Source organism: Arthrobacter phoenicis (assembly GCF_047238215.1).
Classification (GTDB): Bacteria; Actinomycetota; Actinomycetes; order Actinomycetales; family Micrococcaceae; genus Arthrobacter.
The window spans coordinates 1,412,934-1,435,846 of sequence record NZ_JBDFMK010000001.1; the positions used below are offsets into that span (position 1 = coordinate 1,412,934).

Genomic DNA, 22,913 nt, shown 5'->3' on the forward strand with positions numbered 1-22,913 from the left:
GCCTATCCCCTCGGCTGGTCTGATTTGTCCCGGATGTCGGTGATGATGCCGGAGAAGTCCCGCCCGGCACCGCCCTCCGCGGCAAAAGTATCGTAGATTTCGGAGGCCATCGGACCCAGCCGCGCGGCCACGCCGGTGCTCTCGAGGGCGTTCAGGGCCAGCTTCAGATCCTTGGCCATCAGCGCGCCGGCGAATCCGGGCTGGTAGTCCCGGTTGGCGGGGCTGGTGGGCACCGGGCCGGGCACCGGGCAGTTAGTGGTGAGCGCCCAGCACTGTCCGGAGGCCGCGGAGGCCACGTCAAACAGGGCCTGGTGGGTCAGCCCGAGCTTCTCGCCGAGGACGAAGGCCTCGCTGACGGCGATCATGGAGATGCCCAGGATCATGTTGTTGCAGATCTTGGCGGCCTGGCCGGCGCCGTGCGCGCCGCAGTGAACCACCCGCTTGCCCATCACCTCGAGCATCGGCCGCACGGCCTCGAAGTCCTCCGCCTCGGCGCCGACCATGAAGGTCAGCGTCCCGGCTTCGGCGCCCACGACGCCGCCGGAGACGGGCGCGTCGACGGCCCGGTGCCCGGCTTCGACCGCCAGGGCGGAGGCCTCGCGTGCCTCGTCCACGTTGATGGTGGAGCAGTCCAGGAACATGGTTCCCGGCGCTGCGCCGGCCAGCAGGCCCTCCTGGCTCTGCTGTCCCGGGCCGCCGGGGGTTCCGCGGTAGGCGTCCAGCAGGTGCTTGCCGCTGGGCAGCATGGTCAGCACAACGGCGGCCCCGGCGACGGCTTCCGCCGCGGTGTCCGCCGTGGCGATGCCGTGCGCCCGCGCCGCTTCGAGGGCGGCCGGGACGACGTCGTACCCGGTCACCGTGTACCCGGCCTTGACCAGGTTCACCGCCATGGGGCCGCCCATGTGCCCGAGGCCCAGGAAAGCGATCGGGCCCATCTGCGGCCCGGGCTGTGCTGCTGTCGGCGGGACCTCGGCGGTCGGTGTTTCAGACATTGTCGCGCTCCTTCGTCAGTTGCAGTTCGCGGTCGCCCAGCGGGGCGAAGTAGGCCTCGACGTCGGCGTCGCGCACCTCGTCCAGGCTGGCCGGCTGCCAGTGCGGGGTCCGGTCCTTGTCGATGACCTGCGCGCGGATGCCCTCGCGGAAGTCCGGGCCGTCCAGGAAGCGCAGCCCCACCCGGTATTCCTGTTCCAGCGCCCCGGCCAGGTCCAGGCCGCCGGCGCGGCGCAGTGACGCCAGGGCCACCTTGACCGCGGTCGGTGACTTGGCTTCGATGGTGCCGGCGACGTCCGCCGCCTCCCCGCCGACGGTGCGCAGCCGGCGCACGATCTCGCCGGCGTCGTCCCCGGCGTAGCAGGCATCGATCCATTCCTGCTGCGCGGCCAGCACCGAGGACGGCGCGGGTTCGGCGACGCGGGCGACGGCGTCCTCAACGGGCTCGGTCTCCAGCGCGGCAGCCAGGTCGTCCAGCCGGTTCGACGGGACGAACGTGTCCGCGAGGCCCAGGAAGATCGCGTCCGCCCCGCTCAGGTGCGCCCCGGTCAGGGCTGCGTGCGTTCCGGTCTCCCCCGGTGAGCGGGAGAGCAGGAACGTCCCGCCCACGTCGGGCACGAACCCGATGGTGGTCTCCGGCATGCCGGTGCGGGTCCGTTCGGTGACGATCCGGACCGAGCCGTGGGCGGAGATGCCGACGCCGCCGCCCAGGACCAGGCCGTCCATGAAGGCGATGTAGGGCTTGGGATACTCGGAGATCAGGAGGTTCAGCCGGTACTCGACAGCCCAGAACTCCGCCGTGGCGCGGCCGGCGTCGGCCATGTCGCGGTAGATGGCCACGATGTCGCCGCCGGCGCAGAGCCCGCGGTCACCGGCTCCCCGCACCAGAACGGCGGCGACGCCGTCTTCCGTCGCCCAGTCGGTGAGCGTCTCCAGCATGGCCGCGGCCATCCCGGCGGTGAGTGCGTTGACGACATTGGGCCGGTTCAGGGTGACGACGCCAAGCCGGCCGCGAAGCTCGAACAGGACCTCTGCGGCCGGTTCCTTGGTTGCCCCGGCGGCCGCCTGCTCCGCCATCAGCTGCCTTCCGGCATCACGAAGCTGGCGCCTTGGCGGATGCCGGAGGGCCAGCGCGTGGTGACGGTCTTGGTCTTGGTGTAGAAGCGGAACGCGTCGGCACCGTGCTGGTTGAGGTCACCGAAACCGGAGGCCTTCCAGCCGCCGAAGGTGTAGTAGGCGATCGGGACCGGGATGGGGACGTTGATGCCCACCATGCCCACCTGGACGCGGCTGGCGAAGTCGCGGGCGGCGTCGCCGTCGCGGGTGAAGATGGCCACGCCGTTGCCGAACTCGTGCTCGCTGCACAGGCGGAGCGCCTCGTCGTAGCTCTCGGCGCGGAGCACGCTGAGGACCGGGCCGAAGATCTCTTCCTTGTAGATCGACATGTCCTTGGTGACGTTGTCGAACAGGGTGGGGCCCACCCAGAAGCCGCCCTCGTAGCCCTCCACCGCGAGGCCGCGGCCGTCCGCCAGCAGGGTGGCGCCGGATTCGACGCCGGCGGCGATGTAGCCCTCGATCCGTTCCTTGGCGGAGGCGGCAACGACGGGTCCGAAGTCGGAGTCCTTGGCCAGGCTGTGGCCGACCTTCAGGTCGGCGATCCGCTCCTGCAGCTTGGCCACCAGCGCATCCCCGGTTTCCTTGCCGACGGGCACGGCGACGGAGATGGCCATGCAGCGCTCACCGGCGGAACCGAAGCCGGCGCCGATCAGCGCGTCCGCGGCCATGTCCAGGTCCGCGTCCGGCATGATCACCATGTGGTTCTTCGCGCCGCCGAAGCACTGGGCGCGCTTGCCATGCGCGGCGGCGGTGGCGTAGATGTACTGCGCGATCGGGGTGGAGCCGACGAAGCCGATTGCCTGCACGCGCGGGTCCTCGAGCAGCGCGTCCACCGCTTCCTTGTCGCCGTTGACGACGTTGAACACGCCGTCCGGCAGCCCGGCCTCGGTGAAGAGCTCGGCCAGCCGCAGCGGCACGGAGGGGTCCCGCTCGGAGGGCTTGAGGACGAAGGAGTTGCCGGCGGCCAGGGCGGGGCCGGACTTCCAGAGCGGGATCATGGCAGGGAAGTTGAACGGGGTGATTCCGGCGACGACGCCGAGCGGCTGGCGGAGCGAGTGGACGTCGATGCCGGTGCCGGCACTGTCGGAGAACTCGCCCTTGAGCAGGTGCGGGGCACCGGCGGAGAACTCCACCACCTCGATGCCGCGCTGGATGTCGCCCTTGGCGTCCAGGAAGGTCTTGCCGTGTTCGGAGGAGAGCAGGGTGGCGAGTTCGTCCATGTTCTCGTTGACCAGGTCCACGAACTTGAGCAGGATCCGGGCCCGGCGCTGGGGGTTCATGGCCGCCCACTCGAGCTGGCCCTTCTCGGCGTTGGCCACGACGTTGCGGACCTCCTCCGCGCTGGCCAGCGGCAGCCGGGCCTGCACCTCGCCGGTGCAGGGATCGTAAACGTCGCTGAAACGACCGGACGTGCCGTCGACGTGCTGGCCGCCGACGTAATGGGAAAGCTCACGAACCATGAGGGAATGCTCCTTTGCATGTGACCTAGATCATCTCGAACCCGAATATACTCGGACTTCCTAGTAATCTCCAGAGCCTCCGCGGGCCGCGCTGCGGCGTCGCCCAGGGCCCCGCGCCGCCCCCGCCGTCGGCCGCATTGGGTAAGTTAGGGTCTGTGAAGATTGCTACCTGGAATGTGAACTCCCTCCGTGCCCGCGCCGACCGTGTGGAGGCCTGGCTGCAGCGCAGCGACTGCGACGTGCTGGCCATCCAGGAAACCAAGTGCAAGGACGAGAATTTCCCCTGGGAGCTGTTCGAACGGATGGGCTACGAGGTGGCCCACTTCGGCCTCAGCCAGTGGAACGGCGTGGCCATCGCATCCCGCGTGGGCCTGGACGACGTCGAACGCACCTTCATGGACCAGCCCGCCTTCGGCAAGGGCGGCAAGGACGAGACCCAGGAGGCCCGCGCGATCGGCGCCACCTGCGGTGGCGTGCGGGTCTGGAGCCTCTACGTTCCCAACGGCCGCGCCCTCGACGATGAACACATGCCCTACAAGCTCAGCTGGCTGGACACGCTCCGGTCCCACGCCGAGGGCTGGGTCCAGGCCGACCCGGCCGCGCAGATCGCCCTGATGGGTGACTGGAACATCGCCCCGCGCGACGAGGACGTCTGGGACATCGACTACTTCCGCTCCGCCGGCCTCACGCACGTCAGCGAGCCCGAGCGCGCCGCGTTCCGCGCCTTCGAGGACGCCGGGTACACCGACGTCGTCCGCCCGCACACCCCGGGCCCGGGCGTCTACACCTACTGGGACTACACCCAGCTGCGGTTCCCGAAGAAGGAAGGCATGCGGATCGACTTCGTCCTGGCCTCCCCCGCGCTGGCGGCCCGCGTCACCGGCGCGGCGATCGACCGCGAGGAACGCAAGGGCAAGGGCGCCTCGGACCATGCGCCCGTGCTCGTGGACCTGGCCGACTGATGACCGGGCGCCGGGGAACCGCGGGACAGCGATGACGGGCAACCTCTACCGCGGCCAAGCCGGGTTGCCTTTCTCCTCGGCGCTGCGCGTCTATGAGCCTCTGGAGGCCTTCCCCGCCGCGCAGCGCGAGGCCCTGCAGGCGGCCGGCGGGCGGGGCGAGACCCGCGCGGCGGTGGAAAACGCCGAACTGCAGGCTTCCCTGGGCCGGATCACCCGGGCCGACGGGGATCCCTTCCCCACCGGGCAGACGGACCTGGTGCGGGTGCTGGCGGTCACCGTCTCCGGTGCCGCGCCCCGCGGGGCGGGGAGCCTCGACGGCGGTTCCGCGGCAGCCTCCGCCGCCTCGGCTCCGCACTCCGCAACGGCGCCGGCACGTTTGCTGTACTGCCCCAGCCAGCTGGTGCTGCGGGCCGGTCTCGCCGCGAATGCCCTGATGGAGGGCATCCACGGCCCGCTGGCCCAGCTGCTGATCCCGGAGGACGTCCGCGACCGGCACCAGGAACGGATCGACCAGGTCAAGGCCCGCGAGGGCTCGGTGCGCGTGCACACCCGGGCCTCCACCTGGGGTATCCCGTTCAGCTGGTTCTGCCTGTTCCAGGAGTCCGATCCCACCGACGTGGTCGAAGTCGACGGGCGGATCGTCACCGTGCGCATCAGGGCGTCCCTGGCCGCGGCCACGGACCGGGCCCGGACCGCCGTCGCGCACCTGGCGCTGGCCGCCCCTGAACTCGACTTGCTCGAAGACCTGACCCAGCTGACCGAATGGCTGGAGCTGTTCCACCCGGACTCGGTGGTGGAGCTGGATTACGGCGCCGTGGCGGACAAAGTCTACCCCGACGAATCGCCGCTGGATGTGCGGCTGGGCATCGAGTGCCTGGCCGAGGGGGACATGACCGGCGCCGCCGCGGCCTACCGGCGGCTGGCCTCCCGCTGGATCCCGATCCGGCAGCTGGCCCGCGCCTCCTAACGGCGGCGGGTCGGGCTTGGCTGCGCCGGCGCCCTATTCCTGGGCGCGGGGCGGCGCCGTCGAACTCCGGACGATCAGCGTGTGCGGCGCCACGGTGGAGCGCACCGCGCCGGCGACGCCGTCGAGCTCGTCCAGCAGCATCCGGGTGGCGAGCTCGGCCTGGTCGTCCGGGTGCTGCGCGACGGTGGTGAGGCCAACGCTGGCGGAGAATTCGTGGTCGTCAATGCCCACCACGGACAGGTCCTCGGGGATCCGCACGCCGGCCTGGTTCGCGGCGAAGATCAGGCCCATGGCCATCTCGTCGCTGGCGCAGAAGACGGCGGTGGGCTTGGTGCCGGGCCGGTTCCACAGCCGCTGGAAGGCTTCCTGGCCGCTGTGGACGGTGAAGTCACCCCACTCGTCCCATTCCGGCCGGACCGGCAGGCCGGCCCCGGCCATGACGTCGTGGAAGGCCCGGATGCGGACCCGGGGCACATCGAAGTTGAGGTCGGTCTCGTCGTCGCCGTGCAGCAGCGCGATGTCGCGGTGACCGATGTCGATCAGGTGCCGCACCGCAGTGGAGGCTGCGGCGTAGTCGTCGATCCCGATGTAGGGGCAGCCCTCCACGTGGCCGCCCACCACCACCAGCGGGATATCGATCTTCTGCAAGTGGTCCAGTTCGTCCTCGCTGAGCGCCATGCAAAGGACCAGCAGCGCGTCGATCTGCTTGTAGACCATGGTCTTGCTGAAGAGCCGCTCGCGCCGGCTGCCGTGCCCGCCGAGATTGAACAGCGAGAGGTTGTATTGCCGGCCGTGCAGTTCACGGTCCGCGCCCTCGATGGCCTTGGAGAAGAACCAGCGGCTGACGAAGGGGGCGAGGACGCCGATGGTGCGGGTGCGGCCGGTGGCCAGGCCCGACGCCGAGGAGGACGCCACGTAGCCGAGGGACTCGGCGATATCCAGGATCTTCTCCCGGGTGGCGGGCGAGACGCGGGGCAGGCCGCGGACGGCGCGGGAGACGGTGGCGGTGGAGACGCCGGCCGCGGCCGCGACGTCCTCAATGCTGACGCCGGTATGGCCGCCGCGCTGCGCCCTGTCTGTTGTCCGTCCCACCATTTCCCCTTCGGCCGGCCGCGTGGGCGGCCGGCGGGGCAGCCCTCATGGCTGCCCGTTCAATTCTTGACCCGGCGCGTTGCCGGGCAGGCTCCCTGGCCCGGACCCCGGACGTGTCCGGTGTCGGGCAGGCCAGCGGCGGGTCAGCGCCGGCGGGAGCCGGTGCGCTCCGGGAGACGCCGGCGCAGCCGGATCATTCCGTAGAGCGCCAGCAGCGTCACCAGCAGACCCAGTGCCCAGCCGAGGGCCGGCTGGGCGGTCACCTCCATCCAGACGGTGACCGCCAGCAGGACCACGGCCCAGAAACCAAGGAACCCGATGATGATGTCGAAATCCTCGCCGGAGCGGACGCGGCGGTTGGCGCCGCGCACCTGGCCCTGGTTTCCGGGCGCAGCCATCAGGACCCCGTCCCCGGGGTCACTTGACCGCGCCGGCGGTAAGGCCGGCGACGATCTTGCGCTGGAACACCAGCACCAGGATCACGAGCGGAATCGTGACGATGGTGCCGGCGGCCATGATGGCCGTGTACGGGATCTGGTTCGGCTGGGCCCCGGCGAAGCTCGCGATCGCGACGGTGACCGGCTGGGTCGCGTCGGACGAGAGCTGGCTGGCGATCAGGAACTCATTCCAGGAGGAGATGAACGCCAGGATCGCCGTGGTGAAGATGGCCGGCGCCGCGAGCGGCATGATCACCTTCCGGAACGCCTGTCCCTGCGTGCAGCCATCCACCCGGGCCGATTCCTCGAGCTCCCACGGCATTTCGCGGAAGAACGAGGTCATGGTGTAGACGGTCAGCGGCAGCACGAACGAGATGTTCGGGATGATCAGCGCCTGGTAGGTACCCATCCAGCCGATATTGGTGAAGAGCTGGAACAGCGGGGTAATGAGGGCCACGCCCGGGAACATCGAGGCTCCCAGGATGAAGCCCAGGACCAGGAACTTGAACCGGAAGTTCAGCCGGGCCAGGGCGTAGGCCGCGAACACGCCGATCAGCAGCGAGACCACGGTGACTACGACGCCGATGAACACACTGTTCAGCAGGGCCTGGCCGAAGTGGTTGCCGAACGAGGTGTCGAACGCGGTGTTGAAGTTATCCAGCGTCACGTGCGAGGGCAGGATCGAGGTGTCGTAGGTGAACCCGACCTCGCGGAAGGCCGTCACCACCATCCAGTAGGCCGGGGCCAGGCACCAGATGAGGATCACCGCGGCGCTGATGTAGGTCCGGCCCTGGGCCCACTTCTCCCGGTTCTGCGCTGCCCGGCGCCCGCGGTCCTGCTCGGCGCGGAGCTCGGTTGCGGCGGCGGTCATTTCTTCCCCCTCGTGGCGCCGGTCTGCTGCTCAACCACGTTGGCTCCGAGGAACCGGACGAAGATGAACGCGACCAGGAAAATGATGATGAACGTGATCGTTGACAGCGCTGCCGCCACGTTGAAGCCCTGCCTGATCTGGTTGATCACCAGGATGGACAGCGTGGTGGTGTTGTTCGCGCCGCCGGTGAGGATGTACGGCAGGTCGAACATGCGCAGCGCGTCGAGGGTACGGAACAGGATTGCCACCATCAGTGCCGGACGGACCAGCGGGAGGGTAATCATCCGGAACCGCTGCCACGCCGTGGCACCGTCCACCTTTGCCGCCTCGTACACCTCGGCCGGGATCATCTGCAGGCCTGCCAGGATCAGCAGGGCCATGAACGGCGTCGTCTTCCAGACGTCGGCGATGATGACCGCCCACTTGGCCGGCCACTCGCTGCCGGTCCAGAGGATGGTGGTGTTGAACAGCTTGTTGGCAATGCCCTCAAACGCGAAGATGAACAGCCAGAGCTTGGCGGTCACGGCCGTCGGGATGGCCCACGGGACCAGGACGGCGGCGCGGACCAGGCTGCGGCCCTTGAAGGTGCGGGCCATAATCATGGCCATCCAGAAACCGAGCACGGTCTCCAGGGCCACCGTCACCACCGTGAAGAAGAAGGTGGTGGCGGTCGCGGACCAGAACTGCGAGCCCAGGGTGCCGGGCGGGCAGGCCACGGTTCCGCCGTTGGGCGAGGAGCACTGCTGCGCGATCCAGTTGACGTAGTTGCTGAAACCGGCCGGGCCGCCCTCGGTGAAGAGGCCGGTAGCCGGGTCCAGGCCGGCGTCGGCCTGGAACGACATCACAATGGCGCTGATGATCGGGTAAACGATCACCACGGAAAGCGCCAGGATGGTGGGGGCGAGCAGCCACGAAGCCCACTTGCCCTGGCTCGCGATGACGTTGTCCTCCCCCACGCCCTTCTTCGGGGCCCGCTGCGGGGCGGCCCCGCCCGACGCCGGTTTCTTAACCGGCGTCGGGCCTAGTTCGGTTGCCATGGTGTGACTACTTAGTCTGGGTTTCGATGGACTTCTGCATGTCGGACAGTGCTGCGTCAACAGCCTTCTCGCCCTTGATGGCCGAGTATGCGTTGTCCTGGATGGCCTTGCTGACGGCCGGGTAGAACGGGGTCACGGGGCGCGGGACGGCGTTCTCGATGGAGGTCTTCAGCACCGGCAGGTACGGCAGCTTGGCGACCAGGTCCTTGTCGTCGTAGAGCTTGGTCAGGACCGGGGCCAGCGAACCCTGGGTGGCGAAGAACTTCTGGGTCTCTTCGGTGGTGAGGAACTTCATGAAGTCCAGCGCGGTGGCCTTGTTCTTGGAGTAGACGCTCATGCCGGCGCTGTGGCCGCCAAGGGAGGAGGCGCCGGGGCCGGACTTGCCCGGAAGGGCGGTCATGCCCAGGACGTCCTTGACCTTGGAGGAACCTTCGGTCACGGCCAGGTTGTAGACGTAGGGCCAGTTGCGCAGGAAGAGGAGCTTGCCGTCCTGGAACGCCTGGCGGGATTCCTCTTCCTTGTAGGTGATGGCTTCCTTCGGGATGTTGCCGTCGGCGTAGGCCTTGGCGAGGTTGCCGAGGCCGGCCTTGGCCTCATCCGTGTTCAGGCTGGGCTTGCCGTCCTTGTCCAGGACGGAGCCGCCGGCGGAGTTGATCGCCTCGGAGGCGTTCACCGTCAGGCCCTCGTACTTGGAGAACTGGCCGGCGTAGCAGCCCATGTTGTTGGACTTGGCGATCGAGCACATGCTCATCATCTCGTCCCAGGTCTTCGGCGGGGTGGGGACCAGATCCTTGCGGTAGTACAGAATGCCGCCGTCGGAGGATTCGGGGGCCGCGTAGAGGGTGCCCTTGTAGGAAGCGGCGTCGAGGGTCGGCTTCAGCATGCCGGAGGTGTCCAGCGCCATCTTGTCCTTGAGCGGTTGCAGCCAGCCCTTGGCGGCGAATTCCGCGGTCCAGACGACGTCGACGCTGACCACGTCGTAGTTGGCGTTCTTGGCCTGGAAGTTCTGGACCAGGTCATCGTGCTGCTGGTCGGCCTGGTCGGTCTGCTCCTTGAACGTGACCTTCTCGTTCGGGTGCGCCGCGTTCCACTTCTCGATCAGCGGCCGGACGACGTTGCTGTTGTCCTTGCCCTGGACGTACGTGATGGGACCGCGTCCGTCCATGTTGGCTGCCGCGTCACCGCCGCCCGAGTTACCGCCTCCGCCACCGCTGGAGCTGCCGCCGCCACCGCAGGCGGACAGGGAGAGGGCCAGCACACCGGCCGCGGCCACGGGAAGTAGATACTTACGGGTTTTCATACAGGTGCTCCTCGCTGAGTACCGGCGGAACCGGTGATGCATTCATGTGGTACCGATCACAGTAATCAGGCTTACCAACAAAATGCAAGCGTTTACATCGCGGGTTGCGGAAGAGTTTCACAAACGCGACATGAAGCAGGGGTCAGCGAACCCGTTCGGCGCGCCCGAACCTGGAGCGGGCCCCGGAGCCGATGTGGATGAGCACCGGAGTCCGCCGTCCGATCACCGCGTCCAGGGCCTCCACCAGCGCCGAAACCTCTGCAGCGAGCAGGTGCGGGGCGACCCCCTGGCGGGGCTGGACCCGGATCCGGAGACCGGGCCGGCCCCGGAAGTCGTACGTCGCTACCGTGGCTCCGGCCAGGTCCGGGCGGCCGGCGAGGGCGGCACGGAGCGCCTGCTCGGCGACGCCGCCGCCGATCCGGACGTAGCCGGGGACCTCGCCGGCGTCGTCCTCGGTCACGAGGATGTTGGAGCGGCCCTTGCCCTGCTGCGCCAGCCAGGCCACCATCGCCACGATTACGGCGATGAGCAGGAGGACCATCGCGATCCAGAGCCAGCTCTCGGACTGGCCGGGGATCCGGGTGCTTTCGGACAGCGTCCGGATGCGGTCCCATTCCTCGGAGGACCAGCCCTGCCACCAGGCGGCGACGGCGGGAACGGCGGCCAGCAGGACCAGCAGCAGCCCCACGGCCACCAACAGAAGGCCGAAGATGCCGACCAGGGTCCGGTTCAGGACGCGCGGGGTGCCGTTCATGCGCCGATCACCCCCGAGGAGGCCACGTTGACCCGGACGGCGGGCATCGGTTCGGGCGCCATGTCGCGCAGTTCGGCCTCGACCGCGGCCTGCAGGTCACCGGCACGGAGCGGGACGCCGGAGGTGGGCCGGACATTGACCTGGACCTCGCGGCGGGAGACCACAACCATGACCTGTTCCTGGGTCACATTGGCAGCCAGCCGGGCGCGTCGGGCCAGGGCCGAGGCGATCACCTCGTCGTCCACGACGACGGCGGCACGAGGGTCAGCGAGGACGTGACGGGCGCGGCGGCCCGGCAGGACGGCGGCCATGACGAAGCACGCACCGGCTGCCAGCAGGATGGCCCCCACGGTGCCCAGCAGAACCGGCGGGACCCCGGCGGGCAGGGCGGTGACCTGGTCCGCCGCGGTCTGCGGGTCGATCAGCCAGGGCGGCTGGCCGACGGCGCGCACCGCCGTTTCCAGCAGCGCGTAGCCGCAGACGGCGATCACCAGGATGGCCGCCACCACGGCGGCACCGGCGCGGGACGAGGTGGTCTCGCGGGCCAGTATCCGCTGCCTGCCGGGCTCGCCGGAGGTTTCGGGGTTGGCAAAGGTTTCGGGGTTCCCGGGCAGATCCGGCCCCGGACCCGGGGGAACGTCGTTCGGCTGCGCTGCGTGTGTCACCGGACCCGCCCTCCGTCGGTGATGGTGGCGCCGCTGATGCGGATGTCGACCCGGCTGAGCTGCGCCCCGCTGAGCTCCGTGACGCGGTGCAGGATCTGCGCCTTGGCCGCGACGGCACGGTCCTGGATGGGTCCGCCGAAGGACGCCACCCGGGACGGGTCGCGCAGCACGGACGTCAGCGACGGGATGGCGATGGGGGTGACGAGCGAGAGGGCCAGCAGGCCGTCGTCGTCGTTCCAGTCCGCGCGCACGTCCTGCGCCGGGACGCCCAGCGCCTCGGCGGCCGCGGCGCGCGCCACCGACGTCAGCGCCTGGGTGTTGATCCGGTTGTGTCCGGCCAGCTGCCGCCCGGTGGCCACGCTCATGAGGAGGAGCGCCGGCCGGTGATGGCGTCGAGGACGCCGCGAAGGTCCAGTTTCCCTTCCGCCGCGCGGCCCAGCAGCCCGCCGATGGCCATGAAGAGCAGGGAGCCGAGGAAGCCCCACGCGCCGAACGCAAAGGACATGAAGGCCAGAAACGCTCCGGCCGCAATGCCGGCGATGGTGGGGCTCATTGCAGGACCTCCCGGGTGGGACGGGCGTCTGCGGCCGCGGGCTTGGGCGGGCCGGGGACGAACACGTCGTGGATTTCGACATTGACCTCGATGACCTGCAGGCCGACGAGCTCTTCCACGGCCGCGTACACCGCGGCGCGGATCTGGTCTGCCAGCGGGTGCAGGGGCGTGCCGTAGAGGGCCACCAGGTCGATGTCCACAGCCACCTGGGTCTCGCCCACCTCGGCGCGGACGCCCGCGGCGTGGTCCACGCTGCCGACCGCGTCGCGGATGGCACCTAGGGCACGGGACGGGCCGCTGCCCAGCGAGTAGACGCCGGGCACGGAGCGGGCGGCGATCCCGGCAACCTTGGCGACGGCGGTCTCGGAAATAACGGTGCGGCCGGAGGCAGCGGACGCCGCGGCCGGAACCAGCGCGCCGTCGGCAGCGGCCGGGTGGGAATCCTGGTAGTCCATGGGGCACTCCCTTCTCTTTTCCACCACCCTAGCCCGTGGGGCCGACCATGGGGATGAGGCGGGAGGATCCGGCCGCCGGGCTACTTGCAGTTCGCGGCGATCCAGCCGGTGACCGGGGCCATGGCGGCCTGGAACCTGCCGCTGCTGTACACGGTCTGGTCGCTCAGGCCGGCCATGGCCACCTGGTTCAGCTTGCTGAAGGCGACCTTGAGGCTGTCCGGCACACGCTCCGCGGTCCGGCTCAACTCCGCCTTGTACTGCTCCAGCTCGGCGGTCTTGCCCTGCGCGGCGGACATCGGCAGCAGTGAGGCGCCGGTGGCCTGCTCGGAGATGGTCTTGCAGGCCTCGGCGGCCGACGGGAAGTCGCCCCACGGGCCGGAGGCGGCGGCGGCGCTGGGCGTCGAGGTAGCAGAGGCCGTGGCCGGCGCGGAAGCGGACGACGCCGGAGCGGCGGCTTCGGGGGCCGAGCAGCCGGTCAACGCCAGGGCGGAGACGGCAGCGGCGAGGGTCAGCGGGCGGGCAACGGCGGGCAGGATGTTCTTCACAGTTACTCTTCTGGTCGAGATTGCGCCACGGGGTCCGCGGGACCGGCCGTGGCCTTGGCGTTCTTCCCCAGCGTGCGAGTTTAGCCCGGGGCCCCGGCGTGTCCCCAAAACGGTCGGAGAGCGACCGCCCGGCCCGGGCGGATCCCTTGCTGCCCGGGGTGGACGGGACCGGGACCTCCCAGTACCTTGGGAGCTGAACTGTCGTGGTGGCCCCTGGCCCCCACGGGAAATCCACTGAAGCAGGCCGGTGGGATGATAGACCGAAGAGAACGGCCCGACCATGCCCACGTCTCACGTCACAGCTTTCCTCCTGGAAGCAACTGTCCCCGACAACACCGAACCGCCGCTTGGCCCCGACTGCCTCTACGGGCTCTACACCAGCTGGTGCTTACTCCACGGCATCACCCCGCTGGAGGAACTCCAGCTCCGCGATGTCCTTCAGCACCAGGGTATCGACCCCCTCAACCTTCGCCGGCGCATCACCGGTCCGGCTGCCGCCGACTACATCCTCTCCAGCTACCCCGTCACGTAGGAGTGACCGCCCCTGTTGCGAGTTGCGGCCCGCTAAGGAGCCTTGAAGATTTGCAGTGATGCCAAGTGGGCCGCCGCCCGGCCCTCAGCAGCCGCGCGGACGAGTCCCTCCGCCACAGCATGGAGTTTCTGGTTGGAGTTTTGGCTCGCCGCGGAGAGTGTCCCGAAGGCCGCCGGGCCGTCTCCACCTCTTAGGGCCATGACGATCCCCTTCGCTTGCTCGATGAGCTCCCGGTGCGCATGGCTTCCCACGATGGCTTTCTCCGCGGCTTCCTTCGACTCGATCCGGAGACTCTGCGTCACGTCCACCATGAATCCGCGGACAGAGTCCACCTTCCCCGTCGCGTCGGCCACGGCCTGAACCGCTGAGAAAACCCGTCGCTCACGGCCTCGGATGTCCCTGATTCTGTGCATCAAGGCCGCCTGGCCGCCGTCGCGCACCAGGTCTGCCCAAATACCTAGGATGTGGTCACGGTCGGAGGGGTGCTTGTGGGCCATGAACAGTTCCAAGGTAGGAACAACATCACCGGGGTGCAGCCCATGAATCCCGAACAACCCGTCGGACCACTGCATCGTGCCCGACGAAAGCTCATATTCAAAGGTTCCCGAGGGACAAGAAGTTCCCGGTGGCAAAGGGAACAAATACGTCTCAAGTTTTGACCACATCAGAGGCCTCCAGATCAAAGCGGCCCTTCCGGGGCAAGGGCTGGCGTCCCGAGGGTGACGCCCGCCCACTATTCGCAATCCCACAGAGTACCGAAGGGTCCGGATATTGCCTCATTGTGCGCCTCATTACCGGTATCCCGCGCCTGAGGGTTAAAGAAAAACCCCCAGGCATTGCCTGGGGGTTTTAGCTGGTGGCTCCGACCGGCGTCGATCCGGTGACCTTTCGATTTTCAGTCGAACGCTCTACCAACTGAGCTACAGAGCCTAGGTGACATGTCACCATGACCGCCGGAATTTCTTCTGGCAACCAAAGCGACCCTGACGGGACTTGAACCCGCGACCTCCGCCGTGACAGGGCGGCGCGCTAACCAACTGCGCTACAGGGCCTTGCGTGTACTGCTTGTTACTGCGTTTTCTTGCTTGCGCCGTATCGCTACCGCACTTTTTCAAGGACTCTAGCTTACCAGACTTTTTCATCCGGTTTGACCAGCTCCCTGCGTACCCCCAACGGGATTCGAACCCGTGCCGCCGCCGTGAAAGGGCGGTGTCCTAGGCCGCTAGACGATGGGGGCCAGGACGCCATCCGGCAAACCATTAATGCCGGGACAAAAGCCACACGCCGAAGCCGTGATTCCTGCGCCCGCCGGGTTCCTCCGAACTGGACCTCTAAAACTATAGGGCCAACTTCCGGAAACTCCAAAATCGGTTGCCCGATCCGGGAATAAGCTCTGGACAGGGCCCGCCGGGGTGTGTGGATGATGGTCGGATGGACGCCGTCGCAGCCCTCAACGAGATCGCTTTCTGGCTGGAGCGCGAGCTCGCCGGGACATACAAGGTGCAGGCCTTCCGGAAGGCGGCGGCCGCCGTCGCCGGCCTCGCCCCCGAGGAGCTGGCGGCGCGGCGCGCGGACGGCCGGCTGAAGCGGATGAAGGGCATCGGCGACCGGACGTTCGAGGTGATCGCCCAGGCGGTGGACGGCCGGGTACCCGACTACCTCGCGGACTTGAGGGAACGCGGCGCGGCCCCGCTGGCCGAGGGCGGCCGCGAGTTGGCGGCCCGGCTACGCGGTGACCTGCACAGCCACAGCAACTGGTCCGACGGCGGATCCCCGATCGAGGCCATGCTGGACGCAGCCCGCACCCTGGGCCGGGAGTACCTCGGGCTCACGGACCATTCGCCGAACCTCAAGGTGGCCAACGGCCTGAGCCCGGAGCGGCTGGGCGAGCAGCTGGACCTGTTGCCCGGGATCGAGGCGGACCAGGACGACGACGGCCGGGTGCGGACCCGCCTGCTGGCCGGCATCGAGGTGGACATCCTGGAGGACGGGACCCTGGACCAGAGCCCGGAGCTGCTGGGCCGGCTGGACATGGTGGTGGCCAGCGTCCACTCGAAACTCCGCGCGGACACCCGGACCATGACCGCCCGCATGCTCGGCGGCATCCGGGACCCGCACACCCGGATCCTGGGCCACTGCACGGGCCGGCTGCTCTCCGGATCCCGGGGGACGCGGCCGCCGTCGGACTTCGATGCGAAGGCGGTCTTCGCCGCCTGCGCCGAGCACGACGTGGCCGTGGAGATCAACTCCCGCCCCGAACGCCAGGACCCGCCGGATGAGCTGGTCCAGCTGGCCCTCGAGGCCGGCTGCCTGTTCAGCATCGACAGCGACGCGCACGCCCCGGGCCAGCTGGACTTCCTGCAGTACGGGGCGGAACGGGCGGAGCGCAACGGGGTCCCCGCGGACCGGATCATCACCACCTGGCCGGTGGAGCGGTTGCTGGAGTGGGTCGGGCGGGGCCGGTAGCGCATCGCCGTTCGGCACCTCAGGCCAGGAGGGCCACAGCCAGGGCCACCATGACGACGGCGACACCCGCGTCCAGCACCCGCCAGGCCCCGCGGCGCCGGAAGAGCGGCGCGAGGTACCGGGCGCCGACGCCCAGTGCGGTGAACCAGAGGATGCTGCCCAGGCCGGCGCCGGCACCGAACCACCACCGGCCGGGGTCGCCCTGGGCCGCGGCGAGCGAGCCGAGCAACAGCACGGTGTCCAGGTAGACGTGCGGGTTGAGCCAGGTGAAGGCCAGGCAGGCGCCCAGAATCGCCACCCGCCGCCGGGGCTGGGCGCCGTCGGAAATCTCCATCCGCTCGCCACGGAACGCCCGCCGCGCCGCCATCGCCCCGTAGGCCAGGAGGAACGCGGCCCCGGCCCACCGGATCACGGTGATGGCGGCGGGTGCCCGGTCCAGCAGGACCCCGATCCCGGCGACGCCGGCCAGGATGAGCACCAGGTCCGAGGCGGCGCACACAGCCACCACCAGGCCCACATGCGAGCGCTGGATGCCCTGGCGGAGGACGAAGACGTTCTGCGCGCCGATGGCGACAATGAGGGAGAGCCCGGCGGACAGGCCGGTGAGCAGCGGGAGGATCACCCTGCCACCGTAGGCGCCGCGGAACCCTGAAACCAGTTAATGATTCTGCGGCAACATAAGCTGGGCTAATGATCGACATCACGCCGGAGCAGGCCCGCACGCTGGCGGCCATCGCGGCCGAGGGGAGTTTCGAGGCGGCCGCGGACGAGCTCTCCGTCACGGCCTCCGCCGTGAGCCAGCGGATCCGCGCGCTGGAGACCGCCGTCGGACGTCCCGTGCTGACCCGGGCGCGGCCGCCGGCGCTGACCGACGCCGGCCACGTGGTGGCGCGCTACGCCCGGCGGCTGGAACTGCTCACCGCCGACCTGGCCGAGGAACTCCAGCCGGCAGGCCCCCATACCGCCCCGCGGCTGACGCTGGTGATCAACAGCGATTCCCTGCACACCTGGGCGATGCCCGGCGTGGCGGCGGCCGGCACCGCGGCCCGGCTGGAGATCCTGCGCGAGGACCAGGAGCATTCACTGGACCTGCTCCGGTCCGGGGCGGCCGCCGCGGCCGTGACCGCCACAGCTGAACCGGTGCCCGGCTGCACCTCCCGGCGGCTCGGGACCATGCGGTACCTGGCAGTCTGCACCCCGGACTTTTCCCGCCGATGGTTCCCGCACGGAGTCTCCGCGGATGCCCTGGGCCAGGCACCGATGTTGGCCTTCGACCGCAAGGACGACCTCCAGGACCGGTGGCTGGCCTCGATGCAGTCCGCCGGTTCCCGGCCGCCGCGGCATTACATCCCCGCCGCGCAGGAGTTCGCCGACGCCATCCGGCAGGGCCTGGGCTGGGGCCTCATGCCGGACCGGGAGCTGGACGGGGACCTCCGGTCCGGCCGGCTCGCCCAACTCTCCCCCGGGACCCCGGTGGACGTGACCCTTTACTGGCAGCAGTGGCGGCAGGGTTCCACCGCCCTGACCGGGGTCGCAGACGCCATCCGGGCCGCCGCCCGGGTGCTGCACTGAGCGGGTCCCAAATCTGAGGTCTGGCAGGAACTCGACGAGACGTGGCCGATTTCCGCCAGCCGGGCCGCTCCGGCGGGAGCTAGATTGGCACTATGGCAACAACGGCCGGCAACGGCACTGGACTCCCCCAGCATGACAACCTGACGGCACCCGCTGACCCCGCCCTCCCCGAGCCCCCGCGCACCCAGGGCGTACCGCCCGCCGTCAGCGGCCGCGGCATCGCCGCCGTCGTCGTCACCGTGCTGCTGTGGGCGTCGGCCTTTGTGGGAATCCGCGCCGTCGGTCCCAGCTTCTCCCCCGGCAGCCTCACCCTGGGCCGGCTGGCCGTGGCCGTCGTCGCGCTGGGCGTGGTGGTGGTGCCGCAACTGCGCCGCACCGGGATCATCCCGCGAGGCCGTGAATGGTGGCCCATCGTGGCCTACGGGGTGATGTGGTTCGGCGGCTACAACGTGGCCCTCAACGCCGCCGAGCACCTGTTGGACGCCGGGACGGCCGCGCTGCTGATCAACGTCAACCCCATCCTGGTGGCGGTGATGGCGGGGATCATCCTCAAGGAAGGCTTCCCGCGCTGGCTGATCATCGGCAGCCTGGTGGCCTTCGGCGGCGTCGCGGTGATCGCGCTCGGTTCCGGGCAGCAGTCGAAGGGGGACGTGGCCGGCGTGCTGCTCTGCCTGTTGGCCGCCGCCCTCGCCGCCGTCAGCGTCATCATCCAGAAGCCCGTGCTGCGCAAGGTCCCTGCCGCCCAGGCCACCTGGTTCGGCATCCTCGTGGGTGCCCTGTGCTGCCTCCCCTTCGCCGGCCAGCTCGTCACGGAGGTCCAAGCCGCCCCGCCGCCGGCCACCCTGGGCCTGGTCTATCTCGGCGTCTTCCCCACCGCCATCGCGTTCACCACCTGGGCCTATGCACTGTCCCTGATCGACGCCGGCCGCCTGGCCGCCACCACCTATCTGGTGCCGGGCACCACCATCCTGATCTCCTGGCTGCTGCTGGGCGAGATCCCCACCGTGTGGGGCCTGGTGGGCGGCGTGATCTGCCTGGCCGGCGTCGCGCTCACCCGCCGCCGGTCGCGCCCGCGCCCGGCGTAGGGTTTTCCCATGACCGCTTCCCTGCCGCCCGGACTGCCGATCGTGCCCGCCGGAAACGACGACGACGGCGGCACCGGGTTCGCGATGTCGGCGGACGATTTCGAGGCGGCTGTCGCCGACGCCCTGGACCGTATCCCGCCGAAGCTGGCCGCGACGATGAACAATGTGGCCGTCTTCATCGAGGACGACTACGTCCCGCAGCCCGGCGAGGACCCGGAGACGGTCCTGTTGGGCCTCTACGAGGGCGTTCCCCTGACCGAGCGGGACTCGTGGTGGGACGCGGGGTCACTGCCGGACCGGATCACCATCTACCGCGGCCCCATCCTGGATCTCTGCGCCTCCCGTGAGGAGGTGGTGCACGAGGTCACGGTCACGGTGGTGCACGAGATTGCCCACCACTTCGGCATCGACGACGGGCGGCTGCATGAGCTCGGCTGGGGCTGAGCCGACGACGCGACACGCCGGAGCAATGCCTTCCGAATGACACTCGTGTTGTTTATGTTATTCATGTGACCTCTGTTGCCAAAGTGGTTTTTGGCACGTAGCCTCGAGCCTGCTGGGCGATCCGCAGAGGGCCTTTTTTCGTTGCCATCACTCCTTCCCTCGCTCGCGCCAGCCTGACTGCAGCGAGGTTTTCCCATGATCTGGTCCGGAACCGGCGGCAGGGCCGCGGCCCTGTGTACCGCCGTCGTCCTCCTGGGTGCCACGGCACTCCCGACGCACGCGGCCACCGCAGCCCCGGCCACCGTCCAGCGGATCCCCGCCTCGCCCGAACTGCCGTCCCCGGAGGAGATCGCCGCCGCGAAGTCCGACGCCGCAGCTGCCGCCGCCGAGGTGGACCGGATCGACGGCCTCCTTGCCGACGCCTCCGTGGCCCGCGACACCGGCATGGCCGCGTCCCTGGCCGCGAACAACGCCTACACGGACGCGCTGGTGCAGCTGCAGATCCGCAAGGATGCCGCCGCACTGGCGGACGCGAAGGCCTCCGCGGCGGAGACCGAGCAGGCCAAGGCCCGCAAGGTCATCGGGCAGCTCGCCGGTGACCTGTACCGCAACGGCGGCATGACCCCGGGCCTGGGCAGCCTGGTGGGCGGCAACGGCGAGACCCTGCAGCAGGCCGCCACGCTGGAATCCGTCGCGGCCAGCCGCACCCGGGCGTTCCAGGCTGCGGAAACCGCCGCCGCGGCAGCTGCCTCCACCAAGGACGCCGCCGCCGAGGCCCGCCGCGCGGCCGACGACGCCGCGGCCACCGCGGAATCCCGCAAGTCCGACGCCGAGCGGGCCAACACCGAGCGGCAGCGGGCCGTGACCGAGGCCGCTGCGCAGAAGACCGTGCTGGTGGGCCAGCTCGCCACCCTCCGCAACACCACCGTCACCCTCGAGACCGAGCGGGTCGACGGGCTGGAACGCCAGCGCCAGGAGGCGCAGCTGGCCGCGGTGACGGCCGCCGCCGCCAGGGCCCCGCAGCCGGGACAGGGGGGCACCGCCCCGTCCGCGCCCCAGGCATCGGCTTCACAGTCGGGGAACCAGCCAGCCGGCACCACCGGAACCCCTCAGGGAAACTCACCGGTGAACTCCCCCGCGGCCCAACAGCCCGCACCGGCCCAGCCCGCGCCCGCCCAGCCGGCACCCCCGGCCGCCGCGCCAGCACCGGTCCAGCCCGCTCCCGTCCAGCCCGCCCCGGTACAACCGGCCCCCGCACCCGCACCTGTCCTGCCGCCGTCCACCGGAGGCTCCAACCAGGTGGCGATCTCCTCGGCCCTGGCCAAGGTGGGCGCGCCCTACTTCTACCAGTACGGCGGCACGGGAGCCTACGGCTTCGACTGCTCCGGACTGGTCCAGAACGCCTTCGCCGCAGCCGGCAAGCGCCTCCCGCGCACGGCGGCGGACCAGTTCGCCCAGGCGCCGGTGAAGGTTCCGCTCTCCGCCGCGCAGCCGGGCGACCTGTTGGTTTGGGGTTCCGCTCCCGGCTTCTACCACGTGGCCATTTACCTGGGCGGCGGCCGCGTGGTCCAGGCGCTGAACCCGGACGCCGGCATCACCGTCACGGACATCGCCGCGATGTCCGGCATGCAGCTCTACCCCTACGCCGCCCGCTACTGAGACGGTCCGGGCGTCAGGACAGGACGTCCTTGGTGGCGAACCGGGCGTAGGCCAGGGCTCCGAACACCGCCACATACCCGGCCTGGAGCAGCGCGTTGGCGCCGAACGAGTCCCAGCCGATCGGCTGCCGGAGCAGATCGGCGAAGTCCAGCCAGCGGTGGCTGAGCAGCCACGGGTGAAGCCAGTCCAGCTGCGGCAACGCATCCGCGACCTGGGAGACGACGGCAAGGACCACCGTGGCAGCCATCGCCCCGACCGGCACGTCGGTGAGGGCCGAGACGAACAGCCCGACGGCGGAGAGACCCAGCAGGGACACCGCCAGGTAGGCGGCGATCAGGAGCAGCCGGCCCACCGCCTCAGCGACGCCGATGGTGTCCCCGGAGAGCAGCGTCACCGGCCCCACCGGGAAGAGCAAGGCGCCGATGCCCGCGCCGGCCAGGGCGACGGCGGCCGGGGCCGCGACGGCGAACGCCGCCGCGGCGAGGTACTTCACCAGCACCAGGCGGCCGCGTCCGGCCGGGGCCGCCAGCAGGTACCGCAGGGTGCCCTGGCCGGCCTCGCCGGCGAGGGTGTCCCCGGCCACCACCCCCACCGTCAGCGGCAGGAACAACGGGACCGCCACCACCATGGCAGTGATCCCGACGAAGAGTCCGTTCTGGCTGATCCGGTCGAGGAAGGCGGGGCCGCGGCCCGGCGGCACGGCGGAGGAGAGCCTGACGGCGACGGCGATCAGGATCGGGATCGCGGCGAGCGCCAGCAGCATGGCCCAGGTGCGTCGGCGGCGGAAGAGCACGGCCAGTTCCGAGCCGAGCAGCCGGAGCACCGGCGCGGGACTGGGCGAGGTGGACGGCCGGGGCGCTGTCGCGGGCTGACCCCCGGGCCCGGGCTGGCGCTCCGGCCCCGATTCGGGCGCAGGCTTTTCCTGCGGCGCCGGTTCAGCGGGCGACATCGAAGCCCTCCCCGGTCAGTTCCACGAAGCGGTCCTCCAGGCTGCCCTGCTCCACCGCGAAGCCCCGTACCCTGACGCCCGCGGCCACCAGGGCGGAGACCAGATCTTCCGGCGGGGCCTGCGGCGCGGCGGCCGGGCCTTCCGGCAGCGGCGCGGTGACCTCCCCGTCGTGTCCGGCCGCGGCGGGGAGTCCCAGGCCGCGGAGGACCCGGACGGCGTCGTCGGGGTCGGGGGTGAGCAGCCGCACCCGGGCGTGGCCGTCCTGTCGGAGCTGCGCCAGCGTCCCCTGGGCCACCACGCGTCCGGCGCTCATGATCGCGGCGTGCGTGCAGATTTGTTCCACCTCGGCCAGCAGGTGGCTGGAGACGAAGACCGTGGTGCCGTCCGCGGCGAGGGACCGCACGAGGTTCCGCACCTCGCGGGTGCCCTGTGGGTCCAGGCCGTTGGTGGGCTCGTCCAGGACCAGCAGCTCGCGCGGGGCCAGCAGCGCGTTGGCGATGCCCAGCCGCTGCTTCATGCCCAGGGAGTAGGCCTTGACCGGTTTGTCCGCGGCGAGGGTGAGTCCCACCCGTTCCAGTGCCCGGTGGACGCGGGCGTGCCGGGTCCGGGCGGGGGCCTCGGGGTCCGCGGCGTCGAACCGCAGCAGGTTCGCCGTGCCCGAGAGGAAGGGGTAGAAGGCGGGGCCTTCCACCAGGGCGCCGACTCGTGGGAGCACGGACCGCAGCTGCCGCGGCATCTCCTCGCCCAGGACGTGGACGGTTCCGGTGGAGGCCGCGGCCAGGCCCAGCAGGATCCGGATGGTGGTGGTCTTCCCCGAGCCGTTGGGGCCGAGGAACCCGAAGACGGAGCCCGTCGGGACGGACAGGTCGACGCCGTCGACCGCCAGCTGGCGGCCGAACCGTTTACTCAGGCCACGGGTCTCGATGCTGAGGCCGGACGGCCCGGCTCCCGGGGGCGGCAAACGCTCCGGGGGCGTCTCACTCACCGGGGACACGGGGTTCC

The 22,913-nt window shown here is 70.2% G+C and carries 26 protein-coding genes and 3 tRNA genes; 8 read left to right on the forward strand and 21 right to left on the reverse strand.

Translation table 11 applies throughout. From position 1 onward, the window contains the following. Positions 1-2: 2 nt before the first annotated feature. The 3 genes from mmsB to ABC337_RS06520 are packed head-to-tail and all read right to left on the reverse strand — an operon-like array spanning position 3 to position 3,566. Positions 3-992, reverse strand: a complete 990-nt coding sequence (gene mmsB, locus ABC337_RS06510; RefSeq protein ID WP_412884667.1) for a 3-hydroxyisobutyrate dehydrogenase — start codon at positions 990-992, stop codon at positions 3-5. Then, the gene (locus ABC337_RS06515) at positions 985-2,067 is read right to left on the reverse strand and encodes an enoyl-CoA hydratase/isomerase family protein (protein WP_412884666.1); all 1,083 of its coding nucleotides are present in this window, start codon (positions 2,065-2,067) and stop codon (positions 985-987) included. The genes mmsB and ABC337_RS06515 overlap by 8 nt, the downstream gene beginning before the upstream one ends. Then, positions 2,067-3,566, reverse strand: a complete 1,500-nt coding sequence (locus ABC337_RS06520; protein ID WP_290256837.1) for a CoA-acylating methylmalonate-semialdehyde dehydrogenase — start codon at positions 3,564-3,566, stop codon at positions 2,067-2,069. Before ABC337_RS06520 ends, ABC337_RS06515 begins: the two co-directional genes overlap by 1 nt. A 155-nt stretch (positions 3,567-3,721) precedes the next feature. Here ABC337_RS06520 and ABC337_RS06525 point away from each other — a divergent pair, with 155 nt between their 5' ends. Further along, a complete protein-coding gene (locus ABC337_RS06525; protein WP_412884665.1) occupies positions 3,722-4,528 on the forward strand; it encodes an exodeoxyribonuclease III in 807 nt (268 codons plus the stop codon). Between the two features lie 31 nt (positions 4,529-4,559). Next, positions 4,560-5,495 carry a DUF8083 family protein gene (locus tag ABC337_RS06530; protein ID WP_412884664.1) on the forward strand — a complete coding sequence of 312 codons (936 nt, stop codon included), beginning with the start codon at positions 4,560-4,562 and terminating at the stop codon, positions 5,493-5,495. 33 nt (positions 5,496-5,528) lie between these two features. On the opposite strand, the gene ABC337_RS06535 is transcribed toward ABC337_RS06530, so the two are convergent. From ABC337_RS06535 to ABC337_RS06585, 11 genes are all read right to left on the reverse strand, one after another. Then, positions 5,529-6,587 (reverse strand): LacI family DNA-binding transcriptional regulator, encoded by a 1,059-nt coding sequence (locus tag ABC337_RS06535; protein WP_412884663.1) that lies wholly within the window; start codon positions 6,585-6,587, stop codon positions 5,529-5,531. Between the two features lie 143 nt (positions 6,588-6,730). Then, complete coding sequence (locus ABC337_RS06540) at positions 6,731-6,985, reverse strand: hypothetical protein (RefSeq protein WP_412884662.1); 255 nt, start codon at positions 6,983-6,985, stop codon at positions 6,731-6,733. A 19-nt stretch (positions 6,986-7,004) separates the two neighbouring features. After that, on the reverse strand, positions 7,005-7,895 hold the full coding sequence (locus ABC337_RS06545; protein WP_412884661.1) for a carbohydrate ABC transporter permease: 891 nt from the start codon (positions 7,893-7,895) through the stop codon (positions 7,005-7,007). Continuing rightward, positions 7,892-8,932 carry a carbohydrate ABC transporter permease gene (locus ABC337_RS06550; RefSeq protein ID WP_412884660.1) on the reverse strand — a complete coding sequence of 347 codons (1,041 nt, stop codon included), beginning with the start codon at positions 8,930-8,932 and terminating at the stop codon, positions 7,892-7,894. The genes ABC337_RS06545 and ABC337_RS06550 overlap by 4 nt, the downstream gene beginning before the upstream one ends. 7 nt (positions 8,933-8,939) lie before the next feature. Then, positions 8,940-10,232 (reverse strand): ABC transporter substrate-binding protein, encoded by a 1,293-nt coding sequence (locus tag ABC337_RS06555; RefSeq protein ID WP_412884659.1) that lies wholly within the window; start codon positions 10,230-10,232, stop codon positions 8,940-8,942. 142 nt (positions 10,233-10,374) lie between these two features. After that, on the reverse strand, positions 10,375-10,986 hold the full coding sequence (locus tag ABC337_RS06560) for a hypothetical protein (RefSeq protein ID WP_412884658.1): 612 nt from the start codon (positions 10,984-10,986) through the stop codon (positions 10,375-10,377). Continuing rightward, entirely contained in the window at positions 10,983-11,600 is a 618-nt protein-coding gene (locus ABC337_RS06565; RefSeq protein ID WP_412884977.1) for an Asp23/Gls24 family envelope stress response protein, read from the reverse strand. The genes ABC337_RS06560 and ABC337_RS06565 overlap by 4 nt, the downstream gene beginning before the upstream one ends. Before the next feature lie 47 nt (positions 11,601-11,647). Next, the gene (locus ABC337_RS06570; protein WP_412884657.1) at positions 11,648-12,016 is read right to left on the reverse strand and encodes a hypothetical protein; all 369 of its coding nucleotides are present in this window, start codon (positions 12,014-12,016) and stop codon (positions 11,648-11,650) included. Continuing rightward, positions 12,013-12,204 (reverse strand): hypothetical protein, encoded by a 192-nt coding sequence (locus ABC337_RS06575; RefSeq protein WP_290256848.1) that lies wholly within the window; start codon positions 12,202-12,204, stop codon positions 12,013-12,015. The genes ABC337_RS06570 and ABC337_RS06575 overlap by 4 nt, the downstream gene beginning before the upstream one ends. Continuing rightward, positions 12,201-12,659 (reverse strand): Asp23/Gls24 family envelope stress response protein, encoded by a 459-nt coding sequence (locus ABC337_RS06580; RefSeq protein ID WP_290256849.1) that lies wholly within the window; start codon positions 12,657-12,659, stop codon positions 12,201-12,203. Before ABC337_RS06580 ends, ABC337_RS06575 begins: the two co-directional genes overlap by 4 nt. 80 nt (positions 12,660-12,739) lie before the next feature. Further along, entirely contained in the window at positions 12,740-13,204 is a 465-nt protein-coding gene (locus tag ABC337_RS06585) for a hypothetical protein (RefSeq protein ID WP_412884656.1), read from the reverse strand. A 280-nt stretch (positions 13,205-13,484) separates the two neighbouring features. On the opposite strand from ABC337_RS06585, the gene ABC337_RS06590 reads away from it, so the two are divergent. Next, complete coding sequence (locus tag ABC337_RS06590) at positions 13,485-13,736, forward strand: hypothetical protein (RefSeq protein WP_412884655.1); 252 nt, start codon at positions 13,485-13,487, stop codon at positions 13,734-13,736. 32 nt (positions 13,737-13,768) lie between these two features. Here ABC337_RS06590 and ABC337_RS06595 read toward each other — a convergent pair whose 3' ends face one another. The 4 genes from ABC337_RS06595 to ABC337_RS06610 form a co-directional block, all read right to left on the reverse strand. After that, a complete protein-coding gene (locus tag ABC337_RS06595; RefSeq protein ID WP_412893216.1) occupies positions 13,769-14,401 on the reverse strand; it encodes a PAS and ANTAR domain-containing protein in 633 nt (210 codons plus the stop codon). Between the two features lie 189 nt (positions 14,402-14,590). Further along, positions 14,591-14,666, reverse strand: a tRNA-Phe gene (locus ABC337_RS06600). A gap of 48 nt (positions 14,667-14,714) precedes the next feature. Next, a tRNA-Asp gene (locus ABC337_RS06605) sits at positions 14,715-14,788 on the reverse strand. 112 nt (positions 14,789-14,900) lie between these two features. Further along, a tRNA-Glu gene (locus tag ABC337_RS06610) sits at positions 14,901-14,973 on the reverse strand. A gap of 194 nt (positions 14,974-15,167) precedes the next feature. Here ABC337_RS06610 and ABC337_RS06615 point away from each other — a divergent pair. Further along, entirely contained in the window at positions 15,168-16,202 is a 1,035-nt protein-coding gene (locus tag ABC337_RS06615; RefSeq protein ID WP_412884653.1) for a PHP domain-containing protein, read from the forward strand. Between the two features lie 19 nt (positions 16,203-16,221). Here ABC337_RS06615 and ABC337_RS06620 read toward each other — a convergent pair whose 3' ends face one another. Then, positions 16,222-16,824, reverse strand: coding sequence for a LysE/ArgO family amino acid transporter (locus ABC337_RS06620; protein WP_412884652.1), 603 nt, complete (start codon positions 16,822-16,824; stop codon positions 16,222-16,224). Positions 16,825-16,892: 68 nt separating this feature from the next. On the opposite strand from ABC337_RS06620, the gene ABC337_RS06625 reads away from it, so the two are divergent. The 4 genes from ABC337_RS06625 (at position 16,893) to ABC337_RS06640 (ending at position 20,962) form a co-directional block, all read left to right on the forward strand. Continuing rightward, positions 16,893-17,774 carry a LysR family transcriptional regulator ArgP gene (locus ABC337_RS06625; RefSeq protein ID WP_412884651.1) on the forward strand — a complete coding sequence of 294 codons (882 nt, stop codon included), beginning with the start codon at positions 16,893-16,895 and terminating at the stop codon, positions 17,772-17,774. 92 nt (positions 17,775-17,866) lie between these two features. Beyond that, positions 17,867-18,859 (forward strand): DMT family transporter, encoded by a 993-nt coding sequence (locus tag ABC337_RS06630; RefSeq protein ID WP_412884650.1) that lies wholly within the window; start codon positions 17,867-17,869, stop codon positions 18,857-18,859. 9 nt (positions 18,860-18,868) lie between these two features. Further along, positions 18,869-19,303 carry a metallopeptidase family protein gene (locus tag ABC337_RS06635; protein ID WP_412884649.1) on the forward strand — a complete coding sequence of 145 codons (435 nt, stop codon included), beginning with the start codon at positions 18,869-18,871 and terminating at the stop codon, positions 19,301-19,303. 195 nt (positions 19,304-19,498) lie between these two features. Next, on the forward strand, positions 19,499-20,962 hold the full coding sequence (locus tag ABC337_RS06640) for a C40 family peptidase (RefSeq protein WP_412884648.1): 1,464 nt from the start codon (positions 19,499-19,501) through the stop codon (positions 20,960-20,962). 13 nt (positions 20,963-20,975) lie between these two features. Here the strand turns inward: ABC337_RS06640 and ABC337_RS06645 are convergent, their stop codons facing one another. Together ABC337_RS06645 and ABC337_RS06650 are read right to left on the reverse strand one after the other, a co-directional pair. Next, positions 20,976-21,911 (reverse strand): ABC transporter permease, encoded by a 936-nt coding sequence (locus tag ABC337_RS06645; protein WP_412884647.1) that lies wholly within the window; start codon positions 21,909-21,911, stop codon positions 20,976-20,978. Then, positions 21,898-22,896: an ABC transporter ATP-binding protein gene (locus ABC337_RS06650; RefSeq protein WP_412884646.1), complete on the reverse strand. Its 999-nt coding sequence runs from the start codon at positions 22,894-22,896 to the stop codon at positions 21,898-21,900. Before ABC337_RS06650 ends, ABC337_RS06645 begins: the two co-directional genes overlap by 14 nt. Positions 22,897-22,913: the final 17 nt, after the last annotated feature.